The sequence below is a fragment of the Parafrankia sp. Ea1.12 genome, from assembly GCF_900465275.1.
GTDB lineage: Bacteria > Actinomycetota > Actinomycetes > Frankiales > Frankiaceae > Parafrankia > Parafrankia soli.
Window position 1 is genome coordinate 1 of sequence record NZ_UBIZ01000349.1, and the last position, 15,627, is coordinate 15,627.

Genomic DNA, 15,627 nt, shown 5'->3' on the forward strand with positions numbered 1-15,627 from the left:
GGGCGGGAGAGTCCGGCCGGGCGGGGGTCCGTCGGTCGACGGCGCCGTCCCGGGGCACGGGCGGAGCGCGGGCCGCCGCGGACGCGGTGCGTGCGGAGCTGCGCCGCCGTCTGGAGCCCAGTCTGGCGACAGCCGGCTTCGACCTTGAGGACATCTCCGTCACGCGGGCCGGGGCACGCAGCGTGGTCCGCGTCGTCGTGGACCGGGACGGCGGCGTCGATCTCGACGCCGTCGCGGACGCCAGCCGGCTCGTCTCGGCGGTCCTGGACGGCGAGGACGTCGGCACCGGTGGTGCTGACGGTGCTGGCGGTACCGGTGGCGCCGCGGGTGGCTCGGGCGCGAGCCCGATCTCCGGGGCCTACGTGCTCGAGGTGACCTCGCCCGGGGTCGACCGGCCGCTGGTGGAGCCGCGGCACTGGCGTCGCGCGGTCGGCCGGCTGGTGGTGGTCCGCCGGGCGGACGGCGTCGAGGTCGAGGGCCGGGTGCTCTCCGCCGACGACGAGGGCGCCGATCTGGCGGTGCCGACGGCCCCGGCCCGGCGTGGGCGTCCCGTGCGCCGGCGGATCGAGCGGGTGGTCTACGCGACCGTGGCACGCGCGGCGGTTCAGGTCGAGTTCGGGTCGGCGACCGACGCCGACGGCGACGGCGACACCGATGTTGACGCCGATGCCGGCGCCGCGCTCCCCGCCGGCGCAGATCTCGGCCTTGACGCCGAGAGCGATGTCGATCTCGACGAGGGTCTCGAGGACGACGAGGGTCTCGAGGACGAGGACGAGGACGATGAGGACGGTCCTGAGGACGAGTACGGCGCCGCCGGCGGTGGCGCCCCCGCCGCGTCGGCGGCGGACGAGGTAGTGGAAGATCATGGTGCCGTGGACACGGAAGCGGGCCTGATCGGCCGGCCCGGCAAGGAGATGAACCGGTGAAGCTCGACGTCGCTGCGCTGCGGGGAATCGAGCGCGAGAAGGAGATCGCCTTCGACACGCTCGTCGAGGCGATCGAGACCGCGTTGTTGACCGCCTACAAGCACACCACCGGATCCGCCGACGACGCTCGGGTGGTGATCGACCGGACCAGCGGCGAGGTCGCGGTCTTCGCGCGGGAGAGCGGCCCGGACGGGACGTCCCGCGAGTGGGACGACACCCCGGCGGACTTCGGTCGGATCGCCACGATGACCGCCAAGCAGGTCATCATGCAGCGCCTGCGCGAGGCCCAGCAGGAGGTCACCTACGGCCAGTACGCCGACCGCGAGCACGAGGTGGTCTCGGGCGTGGTCCAGCATCACGAGCAGCGGGCCGGTTCCCGCGTCGTGCTGGTCGATCTCGGCACGGTGGAGGGCGTGCTGCCCCCGGCCGAGCAGGTTCCCGGCGAGCGCCTGGAGCACGGTGACCGGATCAAGTGCTACGTGGTGCACGTGGCCCGCGGGATGCACGGCCCGACGGTCACCCTCTCGCGGACCCATCCAGAGCTGGTGAAGGGCCTGTTCCGGTTGGAGGTGCCCGAGGTCGCCGACGGCACGGTCGAGCTCGCCGCGATCGCCCGCGAGGCCGGTCACCGCACGAAGATCGCGGTGCGTTCGAAGGCGGCCGGGGTGAACCCGAAGGGCGCCTGCATCGGCCCGATGGGCAGCCGGGTGCGTGCCGTGATGGCGGAGCTGCACGGAGAGAAGATCGACATTGTCGACTGGTCGGCGGATCCCGCGTCCTTCGTGGGCAGCGCGCTCTCGCCGGCCAGGGTGTCCCGGGTGGAGGTCACCGACCTGGCGAGCCGTTCGGCGCGGGTGGTCGTTCCCGACTACCAGCTCTCGCTCGCGATCGGCCGGGAGGGGCAGAACGCCCGGCTGGCCGCCCGGCTCACCGGATGGCGGATCGACATCCACTCCGACACCGAGGGTAGCGAGCCGCGCGCGGAGCGGCCGGCCGGGGAGGCCCCCCGTCGTCCGGGGACGGGGACCGGGCCCCGGAGGTCCTCCGCGACGGGCGGCCACTCTCGGGGCGCAACGGGATAGACTTGATGTGGCGCGCCGTGCGGAGCCGACTGCCATGCAGAGCCGAGTCGTTTTGCCGGGTCGATTTGCAGGGTCCAGTGGTCCTGGAGGGTCCAGTGGTCCTGCAGAGCTCAGTCGTCCTGCAGACCCGAGTCCTCGAGTGACCCCCGACCGAGCACCACGTTCGAACGCCGAGCGGGGTTCTCTCCGGGACTCTGGACCGATTCGTACCTGTGTCGGTTGTCGAACCCGGGCGGCGCGGTCGAGCCTGTTGCGTATCGTCGTAATCGGCGGGGAGCTCCTTCCGGACGTTCGCCGTCGGATGCCTGGCCGGGGCGCCCATGTGCACCCCGATCCGGCTTGCGTCGATCTCGCGGAGCGCCGCAAGGCGTTCCCGCGGGCGCTCAGGGTTGCGGGGCCGCTCGGGCTGAAGCAGGTCAGAGCGCACCTGGAACAGCGCACGCGCAACGTGTGCATGTAGAACAGTGGTACGGCCCGCGTGTCCTGACGCGGGGGCCGGTGGGACAGCGGAGCGGCGGCCAGGGCCGAGAGATCGGTCCCGGGTGGCCGCGCCGGCAGGCGACGCCAGATCGACGTCGACACGGAAGCAGGTCGAGACAGCGATGACCGCGCAGTGAGAACGCAGCCATGATCACGACCGGCAGGTAACGAGGTCACGCGGGCACGGACCGCGGGCCGAAAGAAGGAGCACCGTGGCAGGAAAGGCCCGCGTACACGAGCTTGCGAAGGAGCTCGGCGTCGACAGCAAGACCGTGCTCGCCAAGCTCAAGGATCTCGGTGAGTTCGTGAAGTCCGCCTCGTCCACAGTCGAGGCACCCGTGGTTCGGAAACTGAAGGAAGCCTTCCCCGCGGAAGGCTCCGCTCCGTCCTCGCGTCCCGGCGGTCGTCCGGGCAACGGCGCGCGACCGATGCCGCCGCCCCGTCCGGGGCCCGCCATCGGCCGTCCCGGCCCAGGTTCCGGCACCGGTCCCCGGCCCGGCCCTGGTGGCCGTCCGGTTCCCGGTCGCCCCGGTCCGGCCCCGCTGCCCGGGGCATCGCGCCCGTCCACCCCGACGGCCGCGCCCCAGTCCCAGCCGGCTCAGTCCCAGCCGCCCCAGTCCCAGCCGGTGGCGCCGCAGCCGTCGCAGGCTCCGCGCCCCGCCGCGGCCGCGGCATCCGCCGCGCCGCCCGTGGCGCCGGCCCCGGCACCCTCGGCTCCCGCCCCGGCTCCGGTCACCTCGGCCCCGACGGCCGCCACGCCGCCGGCCGCACCGCAGCGGCCGGCTCCCGGTGGCCCGCGTCCGGGTCCCGCCGCGCCGGGTCGTCCGCGTACCGGCGGCCCCGCTGGTCCTGGTGGCCCCGGCGGCGGCCCGCGTCCCGGGCCCCGGCCCGGCCCGCGGCCGGCCGCGCCCGGTAACAACCCCTACACCTCCCCGGCGGCCGGCCCGCGTGCCGCGTCCGGTCAGGGTGGTTCCCCCTCGGCACCGCCGCGTCCCGGCGCGCCGCGTCCGGGCGGTCCGCGTCCGGGCGGTCCGCGTCCGGGTGGGCCCGGTGGCCAGCGTCCGTCGCCGGGGCAGATGCCCCCGCGTCCGGGCGGCTCCGGCGGTCCCCGGCCGACCCCGGGCCAGATGCCCCCGCGTCCTGGTGGCTCCGGTGGCCCGCGGCCGAACTCGAACATGTTCCAGCCCCGTCCGGCAGGTGGCGCCCCGGGCCGTCCCGGTGGCGGTGGCGGCCCCGGCCGTCCCGGTGGCGGTGGCGGTGGCCCGCGTCCCGGTGGCGGTGGGTTCGCTCCCCGTGGGGGAGCCCCCGGCCGTCCCGGTGGCGGCGGTGGCGCTCCGGGTCGTCCCGGTGGCGGCGGTCCCGGTGGCGGCGGTCGTCCGGCCGCCGGTGGCCGTGGTCGCGGCGGGACGACGGCGGGTGCCTTCGGTCCTGGTGGCCGTGGGCGTCCCGGCCGGCAGCGCAAGTCCAAGCGCGCGAAGCGGCAGGAATGGGAGAGCGGGCTCGAGGCGCCGCGCATGGGGGCGATGGTCCCGCGCGGTAACGGGCAGGCGATCCGGCTGCCGCGTGGCGCGTCGCTCGCCGACTTCGCGGACAAGATCGACGCGAACCCCGGTGCCCTCGTCCAGGTGGTCTTCACCCAGCTCGGCGAGATGGTCACGGCGACGCAGTCCTGCACGGACGAGACCCTGCAGCTGCTCGGTGTGACCCTGGGCTACGAGGTCCAGATCGTCAGCCCCGAGGACGAGGACAAGGAGCTGCTGGAGAGCTTCGACCTGTCCTTCGGCGGCGACTACGCCGACGACGTCGAGCTGTCGGCCCGTCCGCCGGTGGTGACCGTCATGGGTCACGTCGACCACGGCAAGACGAAGCTGCTCGACGCGATCCGGTCCACGGACGTCGTCGGCGGCGAGGCCGGTGGCATCACCCAGCACATCGGCGCCTACCAGGTTCGCGCGGTGGTGGACGGGACCGAGCGCCCGATCACCTTCATCGACACCCCGGGCCACGAGACCTTCACCGCGATGCGTGCCCGTGGTGCGCAGGTGACGGACATCGTGGTCCTGGTGGTGGCCGCCGACGACGGTGTGAAGCCGCAGACGATCGAGGCGCTGAACCACGCGCAGGCGGCCAACGTGCCGATCGTGGTGGCGGTGAACAAGGTCGACAAGGAGGGCGCGGACCCGGCGAAGGTTCGCGGCCAGCTCACCGAGTACGGCCTGGTCGCGGAGGAGTACGGCGGCGACACGATGTTCGTCGACGTCTCGGCCCGCAACCGGACGGGCATCGACGAGCTGACGGAGGCGGTCATCCTGACCGCCGACGCCTCGCTCGACCTGCGCGCCCCGACCGGTACCGAGGCTCAGGGCGTCGCGATCGAAGGTCGTCTCGACCGCGGTCGCGGCCCGGTGGCCACGGTGCTCGTCCAGCGTGGCACGCTGCGTATCGGTGACTCGGTCGTCGCCGGCGAGGCCTTCGGCCGCGTCCGGGCGATGCTCGACGAGAACGGCGCCCAGGTGTCCGAGGCGGGGCCGGCGCGGCCGGTGCAGGTCCTCGGTTTCACCAGCGTCCCCGACGCCGGCGACAACTTCCTGGTTGTGCCGGAGGACCGGGTCGCCCGCCAGATCGCCGAGCGCCGACAGGCCCGCGAGCGCAACGCCGAGCTGGCGCTGAGCCGTGGCCGCCCGACGCTCGAGACGATCCTCGAGCGGATGAAGGAGGGCGAGAAGACCCAGCTCAACCTCATCCTCAAGGGCGACGTCTCCGGTTCGGTGGAGGCTCTCGAGGACGCCCTGCTCAAGATCGACGTGGGCGACGAGGTGGGTCTTCGGATCATCGACCGCGGTGTCGGCGCGATCACCGAGACCAACGTCATGCTGGCGTCGGCCTCCGACGCGGTCATCATCGGCTTCAACGTCCGGCCGCAGGGCAAGGCGACGGAGCTGGCCGACCGCGAGGGCGTCGAGGTCCGCTACTACTCGGTGATCTACCAGGCCATCGAGGACATCGAGAACGCCCTCAAGGGCATGCTCAAGCCGGTGTACGAGGAGGCGCAGCTCGGCACCGCCGAGGTGCGCGAGGTCTTCCGCGTACCGCGGGTGGGCAACGTCGCCGGTTCGCTGGTCCGGTCCGGCATCATCCGCCGCAACACCAAGGCCCGCCTCATCCGGGACGGCGTCGTGGTCGCGGACAACCTCACCGTCGAGTCGCTCAAGCGGTTCAAGGACGACGCGACCGAGGTCCGCGAGGGCTACGAGTGCGGTATCGGGCTCGGCTCGTTCAACGACATCAAGGTCGATGACGTGATCGAGACCTTCGAGCAGCGGGAGGTTCCCCGCACCTGACCCCGAAACGCCTGGGGCCGGCCGGATGACCATTCCGGCCGGCCCCGGTGCGCCGGGCGCCCTGGCGGGAGACGATCATGTGGATCGGGAGCCTGACGCTGGACATCCTCCTCGGGGATATCCATTCCCTGAAGGAGAAGCGGTCGGTCGTCCGGCCGGTGGTCGCCGAGCTGCGCCGGCGGTTCGCGGTCAGCGCCGCGGAGACCGGCGGCCTGGACCTGCACCGCCGCGTGGAGATCGGGGTCGCGGTGGTCGCCGCGGACCGCGCGCACTGCGCGGAGGTCCTCGGCGCGTGCGAGGAGCTCGTCGCGCGGCGGCCGGAGTTGGAGATCCTCTCGGCGCGAGTACGGTACCTCTCCGAGGACGACGCCGACGACATGGCCCGTCCTGAGGTGATTTTGCCGTAATTGGCGGATCGGTGTCCGGTGTGCGTGACCCAGGACCGCCGGGCCGCGCAGCCCCGAGCTGCTCAGCCCGGCCGGCTCGCGTCGCGGGCGCATCGCCGCTCCCGCGGGGTACACGGAACAAGGGTGCCCGGCACGCGGGCCAGGGGCATGGTGCAGGGGCACCGAGCAGGGACAACAGCAAGGGCAGAAACAGTGAGGTGTCGACCGGTTCGGCCGGGCACCGTGGTGTCCGCCACCCGGGTCGACCGGGCGACGAGGGAGGTGGACGGTGGCTGATCCGGCTCGTGCGCGCCGGTTGGCGGTGCGGATCCGTGAGGTCGTCGCGTCCACGCTGGAACGCGGTGTGAAGGACCCCCGGCTGGGGATGGTGACGATCACCGACGCGCGGGTCACCCCGGACCTGATGGACGCGACGGTCTTCTACACGGTCTACGGCGACGACGTGGCACGGCAGGCGTCCGCCGCCGCGCTGGAGTCCGCCAAGGGCATGCTGCGCAGCCAGGTGGGCCGGGCGACCGGGATCAAGGTCACCCCGACGTTGACGTTCGTGCACGACCGGCTGCCGGACGACGCGCGGCACCTGGAGGACCTGCTCGACGTCGCCCGCCGGCGCGACGAGGAGCTCGCCCGGGTGCGCCAGGACGCGACGCCCGCCGGCGAGCCCGATCCCTACCGGCGCCCCCGGGACGCCGACGAGCTCGACGGCGACCCGCTGGACGGCGACCCGCTCGACGCCCTGGCGGATGCCGGGCCCGGCGACGGTCTCACTGACGGATTCGGTGACGGGTTCGGCGGTGACGGACCGCAGGCCGGTGGGGACACCACAGTCGCCCGGCAGGAGTCGGCGTCATGACGGTCATGTCCACGGGCACGGAGTCCGCCGGTCGCCCGGCTTCAGCCGGAGGGTCGGGCGGCGCCTCGGCGCCCACCGCGGTCCAGCTCGCGTCGCGGCACGCCGCCGAGAGCCTGGCCGAGGCTGTGCGGGCGCTGCGCGGCGCGGTCGACTCGGGCGGGGGGATCCTCCTGCTCGCGCACGTCAACCCGGACGGCGACAGCCTCGGGTCGGCGATCGCGCTCGGGCTGGCGCTGCGCCGCCTCGGCGCGTCCCCGCGGGTCTCGTTCGATGCCGACCCGTTCGTCGTGCCCCGGACGCTGCGCTTCCTGCCGGGCCAGGACCTGCTCGTCGCGCCCGGTGACCTCGGGGACAGCCCGGAGCTGGTGGTGACCCTGGACGCGGGCAGCGAGGAGCGCCTGGGCTGCCTGGCCCGCCGACTCGCGGTGCCGCGCTGCATCGTCGTCGATCACCACGCCTCGAACACCCTGTTCGGCGACATCAACGTCGTCGACATCGAAGCGGCGTCCACCAGCGTCATGGTGGTGCGCATCATCGACGCGCTCGGTGTCGAGCTCGACCAGGACATCGCCGCCGCGGTCTACACCGGGCTGGTCACCGACACCGGCTCGTTCCGGTTCGCCGCCACGACACCGGCCGTCCACGAGCTGGCCGCCCGCCTGCTGGCGACCGGCATCCGGCACGACCTGATCGGCCGGACCCTGTGGGACACGCACCGTTTCGGCTACCTCAAGCTGCTCGGGCAGGCGCTGGAACGCGCCCGCCTCGAACCCGAGTTCGACCTCATCTGGACCTGGTGCACCGAGGCCGACCTGCGGGTGGCGGGCATCGGCTACGACGAGATCGAGGCGGTCATCGACACCGTCCGCACGGTGTCCGAGGCCGAGGTCGCCGTCGTCTGCAAGCAGGACGGCGACGTCTGGAAGATGTCGGTCCGCTCCAAGGGGGCGGTGGACGTCGGAGCGGTCTGCACCGCGCTCGGTGGCGGCGGGCACCGCTTCGCGGCCGGCATCTCGTCGTCGGCGCCGCTGGAGACCGTGATGCGTGTCTTCCGCGAGGAGCTCACCCGCGCTCCCCGCCTCGCCGGGTGATCCCTCCCGTGCCTTCTTCTGAACGTCCCACGGCGGCCGAGCGTCCCGCGGCCGTCGACGGCCTCGTCGTCGTGGACAAGCCCGCCGGCTGGACGTCACACGACGTCGTCGCGCGGTCCCGGCGCCTGCTGGGCACCCGCCGCATCGGCCACGCCGGCACCCTGGACCCGATGGCGACCGGTGTGCTCGTGCTCGGCGTCGGCCGAGGAACCCGCCTGCTCGGCCGGCTGGCGCTGACCGCCAAGGTGTACGAGGCCACGATCCGGCTCGGCCGCACCACCACGACGGACGACGCCGAGGGCGACCCGGTGGCGGACCGCCCGGTCGATGTCGGCGCCGGCCCGCTCGCAGCGGCGATGGCGGAGCTGACCGGGGAGATCGACCAGGTCCCGTCCAGTGTCAGCGCGGTGAAGGTCGCCGGGGTGCGGGCCTACGACCGGGTCCGGGCCGGCGAGGAGGTGACGCTCGCGCCGCGGCGGGTCACCGTCAGCCGGTTCGAGCTGCTCGCCCGGCGCGGCGAGACCGACCTGGACGTCGTCGTCGCCTGCTCGAGCGGGACGTACATCCGCGCGCTCGCCCGGGATCTGGGGGCCGCGCTGGGCTGCGGCGCCCACCTCACCGCGCTGCGGCGCACCGAGGTCGGGCCGTTCGGGCTGGCCGAGGCGGTGACCCTCGACGCGCTCGCCGAGGCCGCGAACGCGGCCGTCGTGCCGCTGGGGGCCGCGGTGGCGGCGACCTTCCCGCGCCGCGACGTGGACGGGGAGCAGGCCCGGGACGTCGCCTACGGGCGGCGGCTGCCCATGCTCGGCAGCCCGGGGCCGTACGGCGTGTTCGGGCCGGACGGAGCGCTCCTCGCGCTGTTCGAGGAACGGGACGGCACGGCCCGCCCGATCGTCGTCTTCGCGCCCGCGTAGCGCCCCGCCTGCGCTGTCACCCGCGCTCACCTGGTGTTCCGTCGGTGTGCGGACCCGGCGCGTCCACCCGGCGTGCGCATCGGGCGCGGGTCCGTCGCCGGCGCCCGGACCGGCCGTCCGCCGTGGCCGCCCGGATCGCGATCGTAGATCGACTCGTGATGCCCTAGGCTTCGGCAGGTGCGACGTTGGCGCGGAGTGGAGAACACCCCGGACGACTGGCCGGGAGGAATCGTCACCATCGGCTTCTTCGACGGCGTCCACCTCGGGCACCGGCGGATCATCGGCCGGGCGGTGGAGCTGGCGCGCGAGCGCGGGCAGCAGGCGGCCGTGGTGACGTTCGACCCGCACCCGGCGGAGGTGCTGCGCCCCGGCACCCATCCCGCGCTGCTGACGACCCTGCGACACAAGGCCGAGCTGCTCGAGGGCGTCGGCGTCGACGCGCTGTGCGTCGCCCCGTTCACCCTCGACTTCAGCCGGATGACCGCCGAGGACTTCGTCCACGAGATCGTCGCCGGGCAGCTGCGCGCGACCGGCGTGGTCGTGGGGGAGAACTTCACCTACGGCCACCGCGCCGCGGGGAACGTGGAGACGCTGGCCCGCGGCGGCCGTTCCGAGGGCTTCACCGTGGAGGGGATCGGCCTCGTCCACGCGGACGAGCAGGTGCTCTCCTCGACGGCGATCCGCCGGCGGGTGGCCGACGGCGACGTCGAGGGCGCCGCGGCGGCCCTCGGCCGGCCGCACCGGGTCGAGGGCGTGGTGGTGCACGGGGACGCGCGTGGCCGGCTGATCGGCTACCCGACGGCGAACCTGCAGTGCACGCCGTGGGCGGCGGTTCCCGGCGACGGGGTGTACGCGGGCTTCGCACGGTGGTCCGGCCAGCGGCGGGCGGCCGCGATCTCGATCGGCACCAACCCGACCTTCGAGGGCCGTGACCGCCGGGTCGAGGCGTTCCTGCTCGACTTCGACGGCGACCTCTACGGCGAGTACATGGTCTACGAGTTCACCCACCGGCTGCGCCCGACGCTGCGCTTCGACTCGGTCGACGAGCTCGTCCTGCAGATGGCGCGGGACGTCGACGCCACCCGCGCGGCCACGCTCCCCGTCTGACACAGCGCGTCCGCGCCGGGGGTGCCGACGGTCGGTGCCGGGGCGGGTCTCCCGGGGTTGATAAGCTTCCCCTTCAAGCGGGAGCGGTGTGTCCGGTGACGGCGTGCCGGTGGTTGGCTCGTGGCGGTTGCTGATGTTCGCAGGTGTTGACGCTCGTGCGCAGGTGTTGACGCTCAGTGGTCGCTGAGGCTCGGCGGTGGTCGGGAGATTCGGCGAAGGTCGATGTTCCCGGGCGGTCGCCGGCGGTGGAGCCACGGCCGACGGCGTACACCGGCAGGAGGCTCGGGTGATGCAGACCCCGAGCGCGCGCCGTCCCGGATGAGGAACGAGGTGGAGCGTGCCGCTCTCTGGCGACGTCAAGCAGAAGATCATGTCGGACTACGCCACGGTCGACCGGGACACCGGTTCGCCCGAGGTGCAGGTCGCGATGCTGACCCGTCGCATCAGTGACCTGACGGAGCACCTGAAGGTCCACAAGCACGACCACCACAGCCGGCGCGGGCTGCTCCTGCTCGTCGGGCGCCGCCGGCGGTTGCTGAACTACCTGGCGAAGACGGACATCAACCGTTACCGCGCACTGATCGAGCGACTCGGTCTGCGTCGATAGTCAGGAGAGGGAGCGCCCCGGTGGCGCTCCCTCGGCACATCGGGGGTAGATACCGGTGTGCCGGGCCGTCGGCGGCCAAGGGCCGCCGGCGGTCGGCAGGACCCAGCCGGGTCCGCGCGGCATGAGCCGCCGGTCCTCGGTCGTGGCCGCCGGAACGAGCGCCGTCGGCGCCGCCCCGGAGACTTCGACTGAGCACCGGCATCCTCCATGGCGCGGGCACGGCCCACGATGAGGATGGAGTATCGAGTGGACGACTCGACACAGGCGGCAGAGGCCGTCATCACGACCCCGGCCGGGGCCCGTACGGTCCGTTTCGAGACCGGTCGGCTGGCCCGGCAGGCCGCTGGCGCGGTCGTCGCCCACCTGGGCGACACGATGGTCCTCTCGGCGACGACGGTCAGCCGCTCGCCGAAGGAGCAGCTGGACTTCTTCCCCCTGACGGTGGACGTCGAGGAGCGGATGTACGCGGCCGGGCGCATCCCCGGCTCGTTCTTCCGCCGCGAGGGCCGCCCCAGTGAGGACGCGATCCTCACCTGCCGGCTCATCGACCGGCCGCTGCGGCCGTCGTTCACCAAGGGGCTGCGCAACGAGATCCAGGTCGTGGCGACCGTGCTCGCCCTCGACCCCGACACCCTGTACGACGTGGTCGCGATCAACGCGGCGAGCGCGTCGACGATGCTGGCCGGGCTGCCCTTCAGCGGGCCGATCGGCGCCACCCGGGTCGGCTACGTCGACGGCGACTGGATCGCCTTCCCGACGCACAGCGAGCTGGAGCGGGCGACTTTCGACATGGTCGTGGCCGGCCGCGTTCTCGAGGACGGCTCCGACGTCGCGATCATGATGGTCGAGGCGGAGGCGACGCCGGGCACGGTGGCCCTGGTCGCCGGGGGCGCGCCGGCACCGACCGAGGAGGTCGTCGCCGCGGGGCTGGAGGCCGCCAAGCCGGCCATCCGCGAGCTGTGCCGGGCGCAGAGCGAGCTGGCCGCGGGCGCGGCGAAGCCGGTGCGTGAGTTCCCGCTGTTCGTCGACTACCACGACGACGTGCTGGAGACCCTGACGGCCGCGGTCGGCGAGGAGCTGGCGGCGGCGCTGCGCATCGCCGGCAAGGCCGAGCGCGAGACCGAGCTGGAGCGGGTCCGGGCGCTGGCCGTGGAGAAGGTGTCCGGCCAGTTCGAGGGCCGCGACAAGGAGATCGGCCCGGCCTACCGCGCGCTGACCAAGAAGCTGGTCCGCTCGCGCATCGTCACCGACGGCGTGCGCATCGACGGCCGCTCCACGACCGAGATCCGCGAGCTGTCGGCCGAGGTCGACTACATCCCGCGGGTGCACGGCTCGGCGCTGTTCGAGCGGGGCGAGACGCAGATCCTCGGCGTCACGACGCTGGCGATGCTCCGGATGGAGCAGACCGTCGACACGCTCAACCCGGACCGCACCAAGCGGTACATGCACAACTACAACTTCCCGCCGTACTCCACCGGTGAGACCGGCCGGGTGGGCTCGCCGAAGCGGCGCGAGATCGGCCACGGCGCGCTCGCGGAGCGGGCGCTGCTGCCGGTGCTGCCCAGCCGCGAGGAGTTCCCCTACGCGATCCGCCAGGTCTCCGAGGCGCTGAGCTCCAACGGCTCGACGAGCATGGGCTCGGTCTGCGCGAGCACGCTGTCGCTGCTGAACGCCGGTGTGCCGCTGAAGGCCCCGGTCGCGGGCATCGCGATGGGCCTGATCCGGGAGGGCGACGCCTTCGTCACCCTGACCGACATCCTCGGGGCAGAGGACGCCTACGGCGACATGGACTTCAAGGTCGCCGGCACGCAGGAGTTCGTGACCGCCCTGCAGCTGGACACCAAGCTCGACGGCATCCCGGCGTCGGTGCTCGCCGGCGCGCTGCAGCAGGCGCGGGCGGCCCGGCTGACGATCCTCGAGGTGATGGCCGAGGCCATCGGCGGGCCGGACGAGATGTCCGCGCACGCCCCGCGGGTCATCTCCGTGAAGATCCCCGTTGACAAGATCGGCGAGGTCATCGGGCCCAAGGGCAAGATGATCAACCAGATCCAGGCGGACTCCGGTGCGGAGATCACCGTCGAGGACGACGGCACGATCTACATCGGTGCCGCCGACGGGCCGGCGGCCGAGACCGCCCGCTCCGCGATCAACGCGATCGCGAACCCGCAGATGCCCGAGGTCGGCGAGCGCTACCTCGGTACCATCGTGAAGATCACGAACTTCGGCGCCTTCGTCTCGCTGACGCCCGGCAAGGACGGCCTGCTGCACGTCAGCAAGCTCAAGCAGCTCGCCGGCGGCAAGCGCGTCGAGAAGGTCGAGGACGTGCTGTCGGTTGGCCAGAAGCTCCAGGTGGAGATCACCGAGATCGACGCCCGCGGCAAGATCAGCCTCGCGCCGGGCGCGGAGTCCATCGACACCGTAAGCGCCGGATCCTGACAGGAGCGCAGTGACGGAGACGGATCTGTCCACCTCGGACGACCGCACCTCGGACGGTCGCACCTCGAACGACCGCACCCCGGGCCTGGCCGGGCCGGAGCACGCCTCCGGCCCGCGCCCGGCCCGGGTGGCCGAGCTTCTCGCGGCGGGTCCCGGTTCCGAGGTCCTGCTCGCCGGGGCCGTGCGCCGCACGGTGCTGCCGGGCGGCCTGCGGGTCGTCACGGAGAAGGTCCCCGGGGTCCGGTCGGTGGCGATCGGGATCTGGGTGGGCGTCGGCTCGCGGGACGAGACGCCGCTCACCGGTGGCTGCTCGCACTACCTGGAGCACCTGCTGTTCAAGGGCACCCCGAGCCGGGACGCCCTGTCGATCAGCGCCTCCATCGAGGCCGTCGGCGGTGATCTCAACGCCTTCACCGCCAAGGAGTACACCTGCTACTACGCGCGGGTGCTCGACGTGGACATGGACCTGGCCATCGACGTCGTCTGTGACATGGTTGCCAACTCGCTGGTGACCGCGGACGACGTCGAGGCCGAGCGGGGCGTGATCCTCGAGGAGATCGCCATGCACGAGGACGACCCCGGCGACGTCGTGCACGACGTCTTCGCCGATGCCGTCCTCGGCTCCTCCGTCCTGGGCCGGCCGGTGCTCGGCACGGTCGACACCATCGAGGCGCTCGGCCGGGAGACGGTCTTCGACTACTACCGCGAGCGGTACGCCCCGCCCGCGCTGGTCGTCTCGATCGCCGGCAACATCGAGCACGACCACGCCCTGGACCGGGTGGTGGCCGCGTTCGCCGACCGGCTCACCGGGCCCGCGCGGCCCCAGGAGGTGCGCCGCGGCGAGTACCCGTTCCCGCCGCCGCCGGGCATCGTCGTCACCAACCGGCCGACCGAGCAGGCCCACGTGGTGCTCGGCACGGCCGGCCTGTCCCGGCACGACCCGCGCCGGTACGCGCTCGGCGTGCTGTCGACGGCCCTCGGTGGCGGGATGAGCTCGCGGCTGTTCCAGGAGGTGCGGGAGAAGCGCGGGCTGGCCTACTCCGTGTACTCCTTCGACAACCAGTTCGCCGACGCCGGGCTGTTCGGCGTCTACGCGGGCTGTACCCCGGGGCGCGCCGACGAGGTGCTGGAGATCTGCCGCGAGCAGGTACACCGGATCGCCGAGCACGGCATCACCGCGGAGGAGCTCGAGCGGGCCCGCGGGCAGAACCGCGGCGGCCTGGTGCTCAACCTGGAGGACACCGGGTCGCGGATGAGTCGGCTCGGCAAGAGCGAGCTCGTCCACGGCGAGCTGCTCTCCGTCGACGAGGTGCTCGCCCGGGTCGAGGCCGTCACACTCGACGACGTGCGGGCCGTCGCCGGCGAGCTGGTCGACCAGCCGTGGGCGCTCGGCGTCATCGGCCCGTTCGAGGACCACGACTTCAGCGCGGCCGTAGCGCGGTGACCCGCGCGGCCGCTGGCGGTACCGGACACGTGGAGGGCACGGGATGATCGGCGTCGGGGTGCTCGGAGCCCGTGGCCGGATGGGCGCGACCGTCTGCGACGCCGTCCGCGCGGCGCCCGACCTGGAGCTGGTGGCCGAGGTCGACGCCGGCGACGACCGCTCGCCGGCGGCGAAGGCCGACGTCGTGGTCGACTTCACCCATCCCGACGCGGTCATGGACAACCTGCGGTGGGCGGTGGAGAACCGCGTCCACGCGGTCGTCGGGACGACCGGGTTCGACGACGCCCGCCTCGCGACGCTGCGCGGCTGGCTCGCAGCCGAGCCGTCGGTGGGCGTACTGGTGGCGCCCAACTTCGGGATCGCCGCCGTCCTGATGATGATGTTCGCCGCCCGCGCGGCGCCGTACTTCGAGTCGGTGGAGATCGTCGAACTGCACCACCCGGGCAAGGCCGACGCCCCGAGCGGCACGGCGCGGCGCACCGCCGAGCTGGTCGCCGCGGCCCGCGCCTCGGCCGGGCTGCCCGCCGCCGGTCCCGACGCGACCACCTCCGCCCTGGACGGGGCGCGCGGGGCGCGGGTTTCGGGTGTACCGGTGCACGCCGTCCGCCTCGGTGGGCTCGTCGCCCACCAGGAGGTGCTGCTCGGTGGGGCGGGCGAGACGCTGACGATCCGTCACGACTCGCTGGACCGGGAGTCCTTCATGCCCGGGGTCCTGCTGGCGGTGCGCGAGGTGGCTGCCCGCCCGGGGCTGACGGTCGGCCTGGAGTCGTTGCTCGACCTCGGCTGACGTTGCTCGACCTCGGCTGACCACCTCCCGAACCGGGCCTGATCACCTCCCGGACACCGGTGTCGTCAACCCGTCACCCGGTCCGGTAGCAGTCCGGCACTACCCGGATGGATAGGTTTCGGGTGTGGTGCGACAAGCGGGCGGGCGGGCGG

General features: G+C 73.3%; 14 protein-coding genes and 1 pseudogene. 14 read left to right on the forward strand and 1 reads right to left on the reverse strand.

Annotated features, from left to right (window positions below; all coding sequences use genetic code 11):
• From rimP to FMEAI12_RS40030, 4 genes and pseudogenes are all read left to right on the forward strand, one after another.
• The coding region (gene rimP, locus FMEAI12_RS19440; protein ID WP_235014205.1) for a ribosome maturation factor RimP at positions 1–926 on the forward strand (926 nt) is incomplete at its 5' end.
• On the forward strand, positions 923–2,008 hold the full coding sequence (gene nusA, locus FMEAI12_RS19445) for a transcription termination factor NusA (RefSeq protein WP_020458810.1): 1,086 nt from the start codon (positions 923–925) through the stop codon (positions 2,006–2,008). The genes rimP and nusA, both read left to right, overlap by 4 nt.
• Positions 2,009–2,042: 34 nt before the next feature.
• Positions 2,043–2,468: a YlxR family protein gene (locus FMEAI12_RS38400; protein ID WP_235014206.1), complete on the forward strand. Its 426-nt coding sequence runs from the start codon at positions 2,043–2,045 to the stop codon at positions 2,466–2,468.
• A gap of 232 nt (positions 2,469–2,700) precedes the next feature.
• Positions 2,701–2,844, forward strand: a pseudogene (locus FMEAI12_RS40030) (translation initiation factor IF-2 N-terminal domain-containing protein); the annotation flags it as partial.
• A gap of 242 nt (positions 2,845–3,086) precedes the next feature.
• Here the strand turns inward: FMEAI12_RS40030 and FMEAI12_RS40035 are convergent.
• Positions 3,087–3,245: a hypothetical protein gene (locus FMEAI12_RS40035; protein ID WP_368672089.1), complete on the reverse strand. Its 159-nt coding sequence runs from the start codon at positions 3,243–3,245 to the stop codon at positions 3,087–3,089.
• 418 nt (positions 3,246–3,663) lie between these two features.
• On the opposite strand from FMEAI12_RS40035, the gene infB reads away from it, so the two are divergent.
• From infB to dapB, 10 genes are all read left to right on the forward strand, one after another.
• Positions 3,664–5,829 (forward strand): translation initiation factor IF-2, encoded by a 2,166-nt coding sequence (gene infB / locus FMEAI12_RS19455; RefSeq protein WP_368672088.1) that lies wholly within the window; start codon positions 3,664–3,666, stop codon positions 5,827–5,829.
• 77 nt (positions 5,830–5,906) lie between these two features.
• The gene (locus FMEAI12_RS19460; protein ID WP_112107168.1) at positions 5,907–6,236 is read left to right on the forward strand and encodes a DUF503 domain-containing protein; all 330 of its coding nucleotides are present in this window, start codon (positions 5,907–5,909) and stop codon (positions 6,234–6,236) included.
• Between the two features lie 268 nt (positions 6,237–6,504).
• Positions 6,505–7,089 carry a 30S ribosome-binding factor RbfA gene (gene rbfA / locus FMEAI12_RS19465; RefSeq protein WP_071060558.1) on the forward strand — a complete coding sequence of 195 codons (585 nt, stop codon included), beginning with the start codon at positions 6,505–6,507 and terminating at the stop codon, positions 7,087–7,089.
• On the forward strand, positions 7,086–8,180 hold the full coding sequence (locus FMEAI12_RS19470; RefSeq protein ID WP_112107158.1) for a bifunctional oligoribonuclease/PAP phosphatase NrnA: 1,095 nt from the start codon (positions 7,086–7,088) through the stop codon (positions 8,178–8,180). Before rbfA ends, FMEAI12_RS19470 begins: the two co-directional genes overlap by 4 nt.
• 8 nt (positions 8,181–8,188) lie before the next feature.
• Positions 8,189–9,094, forward strand: a complete 906-nt coding sequence (gene truB / locus FMEAI12_RS19475; protein WP_071060703.1) for a tRNA pseudouridine(55) synthase TruB — start codon at positions 8,189–8,191, stop codon at positions 9,092–9,094.
• 177 nt (positions 9,095–9,271) lie between these two features.
• Positions 9,272–10,201, forward strand: coding sequence for a bifunctional riboflavin kinase/FAD synthetase (locus tag FMEAI12_RS19480; RefSeq protein ID WP_071060550.1), 930 nt, complete (start codon positions 9,272–9,274; stop codon positions 10,199–10,201).
• A 337-nt stretch (positions 10,202–10,538) separates the two neighbouring features.
• Entirely contained in the window at positions 10,539–10,808 is a 270-nt protein-coding gene (gene rpsO / locus FMEAI12_RS19485) for a 30S ribosomal protein S15 (RefSeq protein ID WP_020458818.1), read from the forward strand.
• Positions 10,809–11,054: 246 nt separating this feature from the next.
• Positions 11,055–13,244: a polyribonucleotide nucleotidyltransferase gene (locus FMEAI12_RS19490; protein WP_071066376.1), complete on the forward strand. Its 2,190-nt coding sequence runs from the start codon at positions 11,055–11,057 to the stop codon at positions 13,242–13,244.
• Positions 13,245–13,254: 10 nt separating this feature from the next.
• Positions 13,255–14,688 carry a pitrilysin family protein gene (locus FMEAI12_RS19495; protein ID WP_112107160.1) on the forward strand — a complete coding sequence of 478 codons (1,434 nt, stop codon included), beginning with the start codon at positions 13,255–13,257 and terminating at the stop codon, positions 14,686–14,688.
• Between the two features lie 43 nt (positions 14,689–14,731).
• Positions 14,732–15,475, forward strand: coding sequence for a 4-hydroxy-tetrahydrodipicolinate reductase (dapB, locus tag FMEAI12_RS19500; RefSeq protein WP_112107162.1), 744 nt, complete (start codon positions 14,732–14,734; stop codon positions 15,473–15,475).
• The last annotated feature ends 152 nt before the right edge of the window (positions 15,476–15,627 follow it).

Coding starts and splice junctions, on each gene's coding strand:
- FMEAI12_RS19470 (WP_112107158.1), top strand. CDS start 7,086: ATGACGGTCATGTCCACGGGCACGGAGTCCGCCGGTCGCCCGGCTTCA.
- FMEAI12_RS38400 (WP_235014206.1), top strand. CDS start 2,043: ATGCAGAGCCGAGTCGTTTTGCCGGGTCGATTTGCAGGGTCCAGTGGT.
- infB (WP_368672088.1), top strand. CDS start 3,664: ATGTTCCAGCCCCGTCCGGCAGGTGGCGCCCCGGGCCGTCCCGGTGGC.
- FMEAI12_RS19460 (WP_112107168.1), top strand. CDS start 5,907: ATGTGGATCGGGAGCCTGACGCTGGACATCCTCCTCGGGGATATCCAT.
- dapB (WP_112107162.1), top strand. CDS start 14,732: ATGATCGGCGTCGGGGTGCTCGGAGCCCGTGGCCGGATGGGCGCGACC.